Annotated in this window: 13 protein-coding genes; all 13 read right to left on the reverse strand. The window is 61.3% G+C overall.

Annotation, left to right across the window (positions count from 1 at the left end):
- The 13 genes from atpA to thrB all read right to left on the reverse strand — a co-directional run bounded on the left by atpA (nt 1) and on the right by thrB (nt 12,596).
- Nucleotides 1-1,632 carry a F0F1 ATP synthase subunit alpha gene (gene atpA, locus DDD63_RS09200; protein WP_108716115.1) on the reverse strand — a complete coding sequence of 544 codons (1,632 nt, stop codon included), beginning with the start codon at nt 1,630-1,632 and terminating at the stop codon, nt 1-3.
- A gap of 94 nt (nt 1,633-1,726) precedes the next feature.
- Nucleotides 1,727-2,536 (reverse strand): F0F1 ATP synthase subunit delta, encoded by an 810-nt coding sequence (locus DDD63_RS09205; protein WP_108716116.1) that lies wholly within the window; start codon nt 2,534-2,536, stop codon nt 1,727-1,729.
- Complete coding sequence (gene atpF, locus DDD63_RS09210) at nt 2,536-3,075, reverse strand: F0F1 ATP synthase subunit B (protein ID WP_108716117.1); 540 nt, start codon at nt 3,073-3,075, stop codon at nt 2,536-2,538. The genes DDD63_RS09205 and atpF overlap by 1 nt, the downstream gene beginning before the upstream one ends.
- Nucleotides 3,076-3,077: 2 nt before the next feature.
- Complete coding sequence (gene atpE, locus DDD63_RS09215; RefSeq protein WP_108716118.1) at nt 3,078-3,287, reverse strand: ATP synthase F0 subunit C; 210 nt, start codon at nt 3,285-3,287, stop codon at nt 3,078-3,080.
- Between the two features lie 30 nt (nt 3,288-3,317).
- Complete coding sequence (atpB, locus tag DDD63_RS09220) at nt 3,318-4,121, reverse strand: F0F1 ATP synthase subunit A (RefSeq protein ID WP_108716119.1); 804 nt, start codon at nt 4,119-4,121, stop codon at nt 3,318-3,320.
- A gap of 304 nt (nt 4,122-4,425) precedes the next feature.
- Nucleotides 4,426-4,899 carry a hypothetical protein gene (locus tag DDD63_RS09225; RefSeq protein WP_108716120.1) on the reverse strand — a complete coding sequence of 158 codons (474 nt, stop codon included), beginning with the start codon at nt 4,897-4,899 and terminating at the stop codon, nt 4,426-4,428.
- Nucleotides 4,896-6,122: an MraY family glycosyltransferase gene (locus DDD63_RS09230; protein ID WP_108716121.1), complete on the reverse strand. Its 1,227-nt coding sequence runs from the start codon at nt 6,120-6,122 to the stop codon at nt 4,896-4,898. Before DDD63_RS09230 ends, DDD63_RS09225 begins: the two co-directional genes overlap by 4 nt.
- A gap of 9 nt (nt 6,123-6,131) precedes the next feature.
- Nucleotides 6,132-6,737 carry an L-threonylcarbamoyladenylate synthase gene (locus tag DDD63_RS09235; RefSeq protein WP_205647234.1) on the reverse strand — a complete coding sequence of 202 codons (606 nt, stop codon included), beginning with the start codon at nt 6,735-6,737 and terminating at the stop codon, nt 6,132-6,134.
- Nucleotides 6,737-7,564 carry a HemK/PrmC family methyltransferase gene (locus tag DDD63_RS09240; RefSeq protein WP_108716122.1) on the reverse strand — a complete coding sequence of 276 codons (828 nt, stop codon included), beginning with the start codon at nt 7,562-7,564 and terminating at the stop codon, nt 6,737-6,739. The genes DDD63_RS09235 and DDD63_RS09240 overlap by 1 nt, the downstream gene beginning before the upstream one ends.
- A 1-nt stretch (nt 7,565) precedes the next feature.
- On the reverse strand, nt 7,566-8,633 hold the full coding sequence (prfA, locus tag DDD63_RS09245) for a peptide chain release factor 1 (protein WP_108716725.1): 1,068 nt from the start codon (nt 8,631-8,633) through the stop codon (nt 7,566-7,568).
- 165 nt (nt 8,634-8,798) lie between these two features.
- Nucleotides 8,799-9,011, reverse strand: coding sequence for a 50S ribosomal protein L31 (rpmE, locus tag DDD63_RS09250; protein WP_108716123.1), 213 nt, complete (start codon nt 9,009-9,011; stop codon nt 8,799-8,801).
- Between the two features lie 316 nt (nt 9,012-9,327).
- Complete coding sequence (rho, locus tag DDD63_RS09255) at nt 9,328-11,406, reverse strand: transcription termination factor Rho (RefSeq protein WP_108716726.1); 2,079 nt, start codon at nt 11,404-11,406, stop codon at nt 9,328-9,330.
- Nucleotides 11,407-11,708: 302 nt separating this feature from the next.
- On the reverse strand, nt 11,709-12,596 hold the full coding sequence (thrB, locus tag DDD63_RS09260) for a homoserine kinase (RefSeq protein ID WP_108716124.1): 888 nt from the start codon (nt 12,594-12,596) through the stop codon (nt 11,709-11,711).

Raw genomic sequence — 12,596 nt, forward strand, 5'->3', positions numbered from 1 at the left:
TCAGCCTCGCCTGCCTCGCACGAGTTGCTCTTGCACCTCTTCGGCTTCTGCTACGGCGGTCTCGCCTTCGGGCTCGATCAAGCCTTCAGCTACCAGGAAGCTGTGCTGGTACTCAGCCACAACCTTCCGCAGAGTCTCCTCGGTGTCGTCGTCGAGCACACCAGTATCGCGGATAGTATCCAGAACGTTGGAGTTGTGCCGAACATAGTCGAGCATACCCGCCTCGAAATCGTGCACCCGACTCACCGGCACCTCATCGAGGAAACCCGCTGTTCCCGCCCATACGGATACCACCTGGTCCTCGACGGCAAACGGTGTGTACTGCGGCTGCTTCAGTAGCTCCATCAAGCGCTCGCCGCGCGCGAGCTGTTGCCGTGTCGTCGCATCCAAGTCTGAGGCAAACATGGCAAAAGCTTGTTGGGAGCGGTACTGCGCCAAGGTGATCTTCAGTGTGCCCGCAACCTTCTTCATCGCTTTGATTTGCGCGTCGCCACCGACTCGCGACACCGAGATACCCACGTCAACCGCGGGGCGCTGATCCGAGTTGAACAGGTCGGATTGGAGGAAGATCTGGCCATCGGTGATGGAGATGACGTTCGTTGGAATATATGCCGATACGTCATTCGCCTTCGTCTCGATCATCGGTAGGCCGGTCATGGAGCCGCCGCCGAGTTCATCGGAGAGCTTCGCACAACGCTCCAGGAGGCGCGAGTGCAGATAAAAGACGTCACCGGGGTAGGCCTCACGCCCCGGCGGCCGCCGCAGCAGTAGCGACACCGCGCGATACGCCTCCGCCTGCTTGGACAGGTCGTCGAAGATGATCAGAACATGCTTGCCGCCGTACATCCAGTGCTGGCCGATAGCGGAACCGGTATAGGGAGCCAGATACTTGAAACCTGCCGGGTCGGACGCAGGAGAGGCAACAATGGTTGTGTACTCCATGGCGCCACCCTTCTGTAAGGTGGAACGCACCGAGGCGATGGTTGACCCCTTCTGCCCGATGGCCACATAGATACAACGGACCTGCTTGCTGGGGTCGCCGCTCTCCCAGTTCTCCTTCTGATTCAGAATCGTATCGAGAGCGAGCGCGGTCTTTCCGGTCTGCCGATCACCGATAATGAGCTGGCGTTGTCCACGTCCGATCGGGATCATGGCATCGATAGCCTTAATTCCCGTTTGCAGCGGCTCGTACACGGACCGACGCATCATCACGCCTGGGGCCTGCAGCTCCAGGGCCCGTCGGCCTTCGACCGGAGCGATCTCACCCAACCCGTCGATCGGGTTACCCAGCGGATCAACTGTGCGCCCGAGGTAGCCATCTCCAACCGGTACCGACAGAACCTCACCGGTGCGGCGGACCTCCTGTCCTTCCTCGATGCTGGAGAAATCCCCCAGCACCACGACGCCAATTTCACGCTCCTCCAGGTTCATGGCCAGGCCCTGCGTACCATCTTCGAAACGCAGCAACTCGTTTGCCATGGCACCGGGCAGTCCCTCAACACGCGCAATGCCGTCGGCCGTCATGGTGACGTGACCGACCTCTTCGCTCACGGAACTCGCCGGTTCGTATGAGTTCACGAAGCTGTCCAGCGCGGCCCGAATCTCCTCCGGGCGAATAGTCAGTTCAGCCATTCCTCATTCCTCCACTATGCGGTCGCTGCCGCGTGGTGAGCCGAAGCTCGTGTTGTCATCGTCCTCGTGCGGGTCATCATCCCGGCACTTCTGGTCATTTGATGATCTCCTCCCGAACGTGCCTAATCCGCGTGGCAAGGGAACCGTCAATGACTTCATCACCGACTCGAATTCGTAGTCCGCCGACGACGGCCGACTCAACCGCAACGTGGACGCTGACCTCCTGGCCGTAGCGTGCGGTGAGAATTCGAGTCAGACGCTCCTCCTGCTCAGTCGTCAACGGAGCCGCCGCAGTAACCGCCGCAACGAGATGCCGATTGCGCCCCGCCGCTTCGTTCATCATATGCAGAAGCGACTGAGCCAAGGACGGCTGCGGAGCATGCACCGCCGCTCGCCCCAGCAAGGTCGCGGTTTCCGGCGCCACTGCGTCGAAAATCTGCCGTGTGAGATCGGCTCTTTTCTCCTTCGGGAAGACGGGGTTGGATAGAACCACACGCACATCACGCTCGTCGCGCAGAACGCGCATACAGCGGTAGAGTTCCTCTTCCACCCGCATCAGGCGGCCTTCGCGCTGCGCACCAGCCAGCACGCTCAGAATGCCGAGTTCCTCCAAGCTCGTGAGCAGATCGTCGTCGTCGGACCAATGCTCCCGTACCAGCCCGCTGAGCAGATCAAGAACCTCTCCGCTGACCTTCCCGGTAAGGACATCCCGCGCCAACTGCACGCGGGCATCGCCGCTGCGGGAAGCGTCTGTCAGCGAGCGCGCGAGCGACAGCGAGGAGCCAAGCGTATCCGCCAGGTCAAAAATCTCCCTTGCGAAAGCGGCCTCGTTCCCCCGCTCATAGAGCAGGGCATCCCAGCGTTCGCGTGCTGCGGCAAGAGCCGCTTCGCTTCCCGATCGCATCAGTTCTCCTCGGTGCTGGCGGGTACCGGAGAGCTGGCCTCCAACTCGTCCAGGAAACGGTCGATCACGCGCTGCGAAACCTCCGGATCGAGAGTCTGCTCACCGACGATGCGTCCGGCGAGCTCGCTGGCCATCACACCTACTTCCGTTCGCAGGCTACGGCGCGCCGTGTTGGTATCCGCCTCGATTTGCCTTTGCGATGCACCGGCAATACGCTCCGCCTCGTCGCTGGCCGTTCGCTGTGCCTGCGCAATGATGGATGCCGCATTGGCCTGCGCTCGTTCACGAATCTGCGCCGCCTCCCGCTGCGCGTCTTCAACCTGCAGAGTCAACTGCGCGCGCTCTGCAGCAACCTCATCCTTGGCCCGCGCGGCCGCATTCAGCCCCTCCTCAATCTTCGCGGTACGCTCATCGAGCAGACGCATGAAGGTGGGCCATCCGAATTTATAGACCGCCACGGCGATGATGACGAAGGAAACTGTTCCCCACACCAGGTCCGGTGTCGCCGGCAAGATAAGAGAATCTTCAGCCAGCAACATAATCAGACGCCAAAGACGAAGCCTGCCGCGAAGCCAATCAGACCGAGGGCCTCGGTGAAAGCAATCGACAGGAACATATTGATTCGCAGATAGCCCCTGAGCTCAGGTTGGCGCGCGGTCGCCTCCTGATTCTTCGCGCCGATCAATCCGACGCCAATTCCCGGGCCAAGCACGGCAAGGCCGTATCCGATTGTGGCGATGTTACCGATCATGAATGTGTCCTTTTCGGTTAATTTGCGGTGTCAGTGCGATTCCAGCGACAGCGCAATATACGCTGCCGTCAGAAGGGCAAAGATATAGGCCTGCAATGCAGCAATGAAGGCCTCAAAAGCGGTGAAGATGATCCCACCTAGTAGGGTAACAGTACCCAAGGCAATCCCGCCCAGGCCTCCCATAGAGAAATAAAGCGCGTTAGTGCCGAGGAAGCACAACACGAGCAGCAGGTGGCCGGAGACCATATTCGCCAAGAGTCGAGCGGTCAGGGTCAACGGCCGTATGACGAAGGTCGAGATTAGCTCAATGGGCGTCATGAGAAGATAGACAAGTTTCGGCACTCCCGGCGGAAACAACTGGGAGCAGAAGAAATGCCCCGCCCCGTGCGCCTTACAGCCCGCTACGATAAAGGCGATGTAGGCGACAATGGCGTACACCAACGGCATACCTATCAAAGAAGTGCCAGCGATCTGCAGGCCCGGAATGATACCGGTTATATCCATGAAAAGCACGCCGAGGAAAATAGTTGCCAACAGCGGCTGGTATGGCCCGGCTCGGTCCTCCAAGATCTGCTCCCCCACGTTCTTCCGAGAGAAGTCGAGCAGCATTTCGACGGCGTTCTGTGCCCGTCTGGGTACCAGGCGTGCCCGCCGCGAGTAGATGACCAAGATCGCGCACAGCGCCACCGCCGCAATCAAGCGGACTAGAACCACACGATTAATGGCGAAGGGCGTGCCCGCAAAAAGGAACGGTTCTGGAAAGAACTCCTCTACCGACGGTGGCTCGAAGCCACCGCCTTCCGCGAGTGGCGCAAGGGCACTGAGCAGCGTCATTGACAAAGGTATGCCCTCCGATCTCACTGGCTAGATACAGACCGTGTGCGGCGCAGCCGCACGATCTCTATCATAGCCACATTCGCGCCGCAGAGACACACCTGTTATAAAACTCTGTGTGCGGAGCATCCACATGAGCGCGTCGGACTGCCACAAGGTACCGCGTCACCATGCCTACACGGGCGTGGACCAACCGGCAAAGCAGGACATCCCGAGGTTCGGATTCTCGTGCGCCTACCAGGAATCCCGCCATGCGGGCGGGCACGGCGCGCGGGTGGGGAGAAATGATCGCTCGCCGCGGCGATCAGTCCTGCGGCCCACCACCATGCAGAATCACCGCCATGTCCACGCCCAGCGAAACCACGGTTGCGCAGACGACGGAGAGAAGCAGGGCACGGGTGTCCACCGCCAGGAACTGTACGATGAGCGACAGTACCGCAACAATGACGAGCATTTTCACCACGTAGAGCAGGGTCTGCAGTGCCCCGCCGAATAGGGTCAATGACGACGCCACCGTTGATCCAATAACAATCAGAGCACCGGCGAGAATGCCCAGCGCGGCATCACGATTGCCCGCCACGAACACGGCTGCAGCACTGATCAGAGCCAGAGAGCCTAGGCTGATCACATTCCATAGTGCGACCGCACGCAGCGTCTCGCGCGCGGTACGCCGACGTCCCGGTTCACGCCGCACGCGCCGTCCCATTTGCCCGGGCAGTTCATCGGATGTCGCGGACGAAGCCCGCGTGTGTCCGGCGTCGTCGTCGACTTCGTTCATCGTTCCTCCGTCGTGGCGGACACGTGGTCCTCCCGATTGCCACCGACAGTGGCGGTTCCGGAAGACTCTACGGGCGTCGGAGAGCCCTGACGCATATCCTCAGAACCGGCCATATGACCGGCAGTCGCAGTATCTCTGCGGGGCACATGCAACTGGCGTCGTGTTATGACAACGCCGATCACGCACAGCAGTAAGAAGACCGGGAATACCCGGCGTCCCGGAATCACGACGAGTGCCACACAGCTGAAAGACGCGATTGCGGCCCACATGTACAAGATGAGCACTGCCGCCACATGGGAATGCCCGCGCCGCAGCAGTCGGTGATGCAGGTGACCGGCGTCGGGATGGAATGGGGCCTGGCCGCGCGCCAAACGCCGCACCACGGCCCAAATGAAGTCAACCAGCGGCAGCAGTATCACAACCATAGGTACCAGCAGGGGCATGAATGCCGGTAATGCGTAGCCGATCGACGTGTTGGCCGGATCAATCTGCCCGGTCACCTGGATTCCCGCGCCCGCGATCACTGTGCCAAGCATCAACGCGCCGGAGTCACCCATGAAAATACTGGCGGGATGGAAATTATGGGGCAGAAAACCTGCGCAGATACCTACCAGTCCAGCCACCATAGCACAGGCTACCGAGGTGTAGTCGCCCGGCGAGGCATTCCGAGTCAGCATATACGAGTAGAGGAAGAACGCCGCAGCAGCAATCCCGATAATCCCCGCAGCGAGTCCATCCAGCCCATCCATGAAATTCACCGCGTTAACCACGACTACTACCACCACAATAGTGGCGAGCAGCGTCAAGCGACTAGATCCGACCGTCAACCCCATCACCGGCAGAGTCACGAGCTGGACCCCCTGCCAGGCCATCACGCCTGCCGCAAGGACCTCGCCGGCCAGCTTGGCGTACCAGTCGAGCTCCCATATATCGTCAATAATGCCGACTGCGCACATGATCCCCGCGCCGATCAGCACTCCCCAAGCGGCTGATCCCGTGCCCAGTACGCGTGAAAGATACGGAATGCGTGATGCAACCACAAAACTCACTACCAGCCCTGCGTACATTGCAACACCGCCCAATCGTGGGATGGGCACGGTATGAACGTCGCGGGCTCGCAGCTGCGTAATCGCGCCCACCGCGAGTGCCACGCGGCGTACCACCGGAACCAGCACAAGCGTTACCGCAGCCGCTATCACCATAAGGAGAAGATAAACGCGCACACCAACTCCCTACATGGCCGTCACAATAGCATCGTCTGGTATGGCCCCGTGCCGCAGGATTGTCAGGTCGCGCCCGTCGATGATCGTCGACGGCGTCCCGCCGCTGCAGGGACCACTATCAAGATACACGGCGACGGCGTTCCCCAGCTGTTCCCGCGCCTCTTGCACCGTTAATGCCGACGGTTGTCCGGTGATATTCGCCGAAGAAACGGCGAGCGGACCGGTCTCTTCCAAAAGGGTGAGGGCCACATGATCGGCGGGCATTCGTAACGCAACCGTACCGCCGGTCTCTCCGAGGTCCCATCCAATCTCGGGCCGGGCGGGAAGGACGATGGTGAGCGCCCCCGGCCACAGTCGCATTAGCATCCGCGCCTCCTGCGAGATCACCGCAAGGCGCTCCGCGTCGGCCTGCGATGCCACCAACACCGGTGACGGCTTCTCCCTGCCCCGCCCTTTGACGGTGAGCAGTCGGTTCACCGCTGCAGCGCAGAAGGCGTCTGCACCGACCCCGTATACGGTATCGGTGGGGAGCACCACCAATTCACCGCGCCGCACCGCCTGTGCGGCGGCACTTACCGCCACGTCCAACCGGCTGCCGCAGTCGTATACCGACATCAGTCCTCCTTCCGCGCCCATAACCATCGTGGACGGTTGGTCAGATCGCTCCCGGTGTGAACTTGAGCGAATCCCGCACCACGCGCCGCATCTCGCAACAGGGATGCCTGGTTCTCCGCATGCTCCATCACGAGAATACCGCCTGGCTGCAATAGTTCCATCGCCCGAGTGACAAGCGCCAGCGGCATATCGAGCCCCCGCGGGCCACCGCCCCACAGGGCAAGCGGCGGATCTGCCTCGACTTCCGGTGAGAGCACAACATCGGGCGGCACGTAGGGCGGATTGGCGACGACGACGTCCGCCGGTCCCACGTCTGCCGTCCGCGCATCGCCTGCAACGAACTGCACAGCATTGCCATAACGCGCATTGTTCTCCCGCGCAAGGGCAAGGGCCAGTGGATCGCAGTCAACGCCAATAACATCGGCACCGACAGCCTCGGTGGCCACAGCCAAGGCTATTGCGCCACTGCCCGTACACAGGTCCACTACCCGGGCACTGCCACGCACCGCCAGGAACTCGCGTGCCGCGTCGATGGCGTCTCCGGCCACCATCTCCGTTTCCGGTCGCACGATGAAACAGCCGGGTCGGGAGATCAGTTCGAGGAAGCGAAAGTACATGCGGCCGGTAATATGCTGCAGTGGTTCCCGGCGGCAGCGCCGCGAAACAAGCTCTCGAAAGCGCTCCACCGCCTCGCTATCGGCTTCAATGGGGAGTTGAGCATGCTCCGTGACAGCCTCCGCCAACTCGCGGGCATCCGCCGTCGCGGATACTATTCCGGCAGCGGAGAGCCGACCGGCACCTTCCGCCAAAAGCAGGCTCCAGCGCATATCACTGCTCCTGCGCCAAGCGCTCTGCTTCATCCATCCGCCGGGCGGAGTCGATCAGGGGTTGCAGACTACCCTCCAGCACATGGTCGAGGTTATATGCCTTATACCCGGTGCGATGATCGGAGATGCGGTTCTCGGGAAAGTTGTAGGTACGAATGCGTTCTGACCGATCAACCGTGCGCACCTGGGAACGCCGCAACTGCGCGTTCTCCTCCGCCTGCTGGTCCAACTGCATTTGTCGCAGCCGTGCCCGCAGCACCCGCATTGCAGCCTCCCGGTTTTGGATCTGCGATTTCTCATCCTGCATGGAGACCACAATCCCCGTGGGCAAGTGGGTGATCCGAACCGCCGAGTCGGTCGTGTTCACCGACTGACCGCCCGGCCCAGACGAGCGAAAAACGTCAATACGCAGATCCGAGTCGTTGATCTCCACCTCTCCCGGGTCGTCAACCTCGGCAAAGACCAGCACACCCGCCGCAGAGGTGTGAATGCGCCCTTGCGATTCCGTAACGGGAACACGTTGCACGCGGTGTACTCCCGCCTCGTACTTCAGGTGTGCCCATACGCCGTCGGCAGGGTCCTCCGGTATCCCCTTGGTCCGAATGGCAACCTGCACATCCTTGTAGCCGCCCAATTCGGTCGGGGTAGCGGAAAGAGTCTCAACGCTCCACCCCTGCGACTCTGCGTACCGCTGGTACATGCGCAGCAGGTCGCCGGCGAAAAGAGCGGACTCCTCGCCTCCTTCTCCGGCTTTTATCTCCATAATCGCGTCCCGGGCGTCATCGGGATCACGTGGGATCAAAACATCCTTCAGTTCGGCTGCCACGGCGGCGTAAGCCTCCTGAAGTGCAGCAAGCTCGGGGCGGAAGAGTTCCGCATCCTCACCTCCAGCAGAAACGATCTCACGGGTCTCCCGCAGGTCGGCCTCGATGCTCTGATACCGGCGATACACCCTTACGACACGGCCCAGTTCCGCATAACGCCTTCCCAGCGTCTTCAAGCGCTCCGGCGAGCGGAGGACGGCGGGATCCGCCATCTGTTGCTCTACCTCCTTGTATTCACTGAGCATCGCCTGAGCGAGATCGGTTTGCTCGTTCACCACCGCTTCCTTCCGATTGGCGTGCGCTTCTTACCCGTCGCGGGCCACCCATGTCGTACCTCATTCAGGTACCGGTGCTGTTTACACCAGACGCCGGCACAGCAGAACTGTACCGGCGTCTGAAAGCTATACGTACTACTTCTTGCGCTTGCCGTAACGCGCCTCGAAGCGGGCCACCCGGCCACCGGTATCGAGAATCTTCTGCTTGCCTGTGTAGAACGGATGGCAGGCGTTGCAGACATCGACGCGCAGATGGTCGCCCTCGTAGGTTGAACGTGTTTCAAACTCATTTCCACACGTGCAGCTCACTGTGACGGTGTGGTAATCAGGGTGGATTCCCTGCTTCATGCTATCTCCTTGGATCGTTGAACACCCCGGGTCCAGTACGCACCGGGTGGCCGTCCGCATGATCCGCGCCCGGATCCAGCGGGCGAATCGTCATGGACGCAGCACCACCGCTCGGCACGACCGGTGAACCGGAAGCCGACGTGCCATTATGCCACAGTCGCGCACCCCTGCGCAGCGGCAGGTGACCAAACCCACCTGCAATAATCGCCCGCCGAGGTGACGCCAGGGTCACCGCCCTCACCTAGTGGCGCTATTGTGACGCCGGTGTTGCGGGCGTCCGGCCGGAGGACGTGCGCCCGCCACTTTCTTGTGTCGTTTACGACGCCGACGCGCCCGAAGCTTGCATGGAGCGCATAATCGACACCAGGAACTCGGCGTTGTTCTGCGTCTTGCGCAACCTGCCGAGCAGGAAGTCCGATGCCTCCGGAACATCCAGGGTTCCGAGGGCGCGACGCAACTGCCAGATGACCTTGAGTTCTTCGTTGGAGAACAGCAACTCTTCGCGGCGCGTTCCGGAAGCGTTGACATCGATGGCGGGGAAGATACGCCGGTCGGCAAGCTGCCGCGAGAGCCGCAACTCCATATTGCCGGTTCCCTTGAACTCCTCGAAAATAACCTCGTCCATCTTCGAACCGGTCTCAACGAGCGCGGAAGCGATGATGGTCAGAGAACCGCCGTTCTCGATATTACGTGCCGCGCCGAAGAACCGCTTCGGCGGGTAGAGCGCGCCGGCATCAACACCGCCGGAGAGAATACGCCCGGAAGCGGGCGCCGCCAGGTTATAGGCACGCGAGAGCCGCGTCAGTGAATCGAGTAGCACGACAACGTCCTGTCCCAGTTCCACCAGGCGCTTGGCACGTTCGATAGCCAACTCGGCCACAATCGCATGGTCGGAAGCGGGACGGTCAAATGTTGAGGCAATGACCTCACCCTTGACCAGACGCTTCATGTCGGTGACTTCCTCGGGGCGCTCGTCCACCAGCACCACCATCAGGTGCACCTTCGGGTTATTTGCGGCGATGGCCATGGCAATCTGCTGCATGATCATCGTCTTTCCGGCCTTGGGGGGCGAAACGATAAGTCCGCGCTGCCCCTTGCCGATAGGTGCAACCAGATCGATGGCACGCGGAGTGAGCGCCTTCGGCGTCGTCTCCATGCGCAGCATATCCTGCGGATACAGCGGCGTCAGTTTGTTGAACTCCGGACGCAGCGCGGAGCGCTCCGGATCGAGGGAATTGATCGTATTGACCTGCACCAACTGGTTCAGATGCTGATGCTGGCTGAACTTACGGTTGCGATTGCGGCCGTGGTTCTGCTGCCCCTCGTTCTCGTTGCGGCGCTTCACGGCCCCGACGATGGCGTCGCCGCGGCGCAGACCGTATTGCTTGACGATCTGCTGCGGAACCAGCGCATCGTTCGCACCTGGCAGGTAGCCGCCCGTGCGTAGGAAATGCTGATTTCCCTCCTGGTCGAGGATGCCCGCCACGGCGAGGAGCATATCCTCCTCGCGCGCTGCTTGCTCATTCTGTTCCCGCGCCTCGATGTTGCGGTTACGGTTGCGTTCCCGGCGACTGCGGCGAGTTCGGTGTGGATAACTATCCTCTTCCTTATCGCTATTAGCACGACGTTCTGCCGCATCGCCGATGGCATTCAACGCCGCCATACGATCCGCATCAGACAGTCGTGGGGTCACGGTACGCTCCCGACGGCGCACCTTCCCGCTGACGTTGGATTCGGTGCGGCTGCTACGCTCCGGCAATACGATCTCGTCTGTCGTCCGAGCGATTCGCCGCGATCCTTCAGAGGCCTGCGCAGTAGTGGAGCGTTCTGTACGCTCAAAGCGACTGGTGCGATCATATCGGCTTGTACGCCCGGCATTCCGCTCGGAACGGTCGAAGCGACTGGTGCGGTCGTAACTGCTGACACGCCCTCCAGTTCGCGATGTGCTGCGGTCATATCGGCTCGTCTGTGCGGTGCGCTCCCGTGGCTGCGTCTCTGACGAAGAATCCGCCTCAGAGCTATGGGACCGCTCCCGTACCCGTCGGGTCCGGTCGTTGGCCTGCTGCGCGTGTTCGCTGCTCATTTCTTCACCGGAGGACTGGCCCGGCGCGGCGCTTCCTTCCGCTGTGCGCGGGGATGTGCGCGCGTACCTTTGCCGCAAAGCAGGATCGAACACGCCGGCTTCTTCTTCCTTCGCCGCAGATGAGGCGGCCGTTGGTGCCGAGTCTGCCGTCTGTGACATCGGCACTGCATTTGAGGCGTTCTTCGGCGGTCGCCCCCGGCGCGCAGGACCGCGCATTTCACGAATAGCTGCAATAAGGTCTGCCCTACGCACCTTCGGTCCAACTTCTAACCCCAGGGACTGTGCTAAGGCTTTTAGCTCCGGCAAGCGCATTGTTGAGATAGGGCCGGAAACAGGAGTCTCGCTCACGAGGTTCCTTCCTCGGTGTCAGCCTAGTACTGACATGCTCAAGGCCAGAGATTATCTGGCGGTATTACTTCAGGGAACGCACCATGCATGAACGTTGCGTAATGACAACAGGGTGCACATGCCGGGAAGTACTGGAGGTACTTTCGCTCCGGCGATATACACACTATCACCATCCAAGCCCGGATGCACTTTTTGCCACGCGGCTGTCAGCCGAACTCTTCTTACCCGCGTTACCGGAGTCGCTGTTACTGCGCGACGCTCTGCGATCATTCGACGAGGTGCGCTCCGCGCGCCATCCCCGCAAGCACCACATGAAAACCGCGCGCCTCAAGAATCTGGCAGGTCTGCGCGTCAAGCGTGTCAAAGACGAGAAGGGCAGGACCCGCACCCGATACTACGGTCGGCCATCCCGCTTTGCGTAAAGCTTGCAGCGCATTGGCGGACGCGGGCATTGCGTCTGCCCGATATGCCTGATGAAGTCTGTCATCGGTCGCCGCCAACAGCAATTCCGGATGCCGTTCGAGAGCCAGCACAAGCAGCGCCGTTCGCGAGGCGTTGAAAGAGGCATCGCTATGAGGAACCTGGGTCGGAAGTACTGATCGGGCGGTCTCCGTCAGCAGTTCTGCTTGCGGCACCAGCAGGGTCGTGTGGATGTCTGGCGATACGTGTATGCGAGCGGCATGCGGAGCATCATCCGTCCAGCACACCACCGCGCCACCGTAGAGCGCGGGTGCGGCGTTATCCGGATGTCCCTCAAACTCTGTGGCCAGGCGCAGCACCGTGGCGTCGTCGAAAAGCTCCGGTTGGTCAACCAGACCACGCAGCAGCAATAACCCGGCGACAACCGCCGCAGCCGATGAGCCGAGCCCCTTGCCCTGCGGTATCGAGTTGCGGCACACCATCTCTATGCCGGCCTGGGGCAGCCCCGCAACATCGAAGGCTCGACGCAACGCGCGCACAATCAAATGTGATCCGTCCGTTGGCAGTGTATCTTGCCCCTCCCCAATGATGGTAACGGTGGTCGGACCCGCTACGAGCCGCACCTCGACATCGTCCCACACGTTGTGGGCCATCCCCATGGAGTCGAAGCCCGGGCCGAGGTTACCCGATGTCGCCGGCACCCTTACCCGTGCGCGCGATTTGACCACACGCAT

Origin of the sequence: Actinobaculum sp. 313, from assembly GCF_003073475.1 — a bacterium.
GTDB lineage: Bacteria > Actinomycetota > Actinomycetes > Actinomycetales > Actinomycetaceae > Asp313.

Bases quoted from the DNA above. Each gene is read 5' to 3' on its own strand.
- atpA (WP_108716115.1), bottom strand. From the start codon at position 1,632: ATGGCTGAACTGACTATTCGCCCGGAGGAGATTCGGGCCGCGCTGGAC.
- DDD63_RS09205 (WP_108716116.1), bottom strand. From the start codon at position 2,536: ATGCGATCGGGAAGCGAAGCGGCTCTTGCCGCAGCACGCGAACGCTGG.
- atpF (WP_108716117.1), bottom strand. From the start codon at position 3,075: ATGTTGCTGGCTGAAGATTCTCTTATCTTGCCGGCGACACCGGACCTG.
- atpE (WP_108716118.1), bottom strand. From the start codon at position 3,287: ATGATCGGTAACATCGCCACAATCGGATACGGCCTTGCCGTGCTTGGC.
- atpB (WP_108716119.1), bottom strand. From the start codon at position 4,121: ATGACGCTGCTCAGTGCCCTTGCGCCACTCGCGGAAGGCGGTGGCTTC.
- DDD63_RS09225 (WP_108716120.1), bottom strand. From the start codon at position 4,899: ATGAACGAAGTCGACGACGACGCCGGACACACGCGGGCTTCGTCCGCG.
- DDD63_RS09235 (WP_205647234.1), bottom strand. From the start codon at position 6,737: ATGTCGGTATACGACTGCGGCAGCCGGTTGGACGTGGCGGTAAGTGCC.
- DDD63_RS09240 (WP_108716122.1), bottom strand. From the start codon at position 7,564: ATGCGCTGGAGCCTGCTTTTGGCGGAAGGTGCCGGTCGGCTCTCCGCT.
- prfA (WP_108716725.1), bottom strand. From the start codon at position 8,633: ATGCTCAGTGAATACAAGGAGGTAGAGCAACAGATGGCGGATCCCGCC.
- rpmE (WP_108716123.1), bottom strand. From the start codon at position 9,011: ATGAAGCAGGGAATCCACCCTGATTACCACACCGTCACAGTGAGCTGC.
- rho (WP_108716726.1), bottom strand. From the start codon at position 11,406: ATGCGCTTGCCGGAGCTAAAAGCCTTAGCACAGTCCCTGGGGTTAGAA.
- thrB (WP_108716124.1), bottom strand. From the start codon at position 12,596: ATGCGTGTGGTCAAATCGCGCGCACGGGTAAGGGTGCCGGCGACATCG.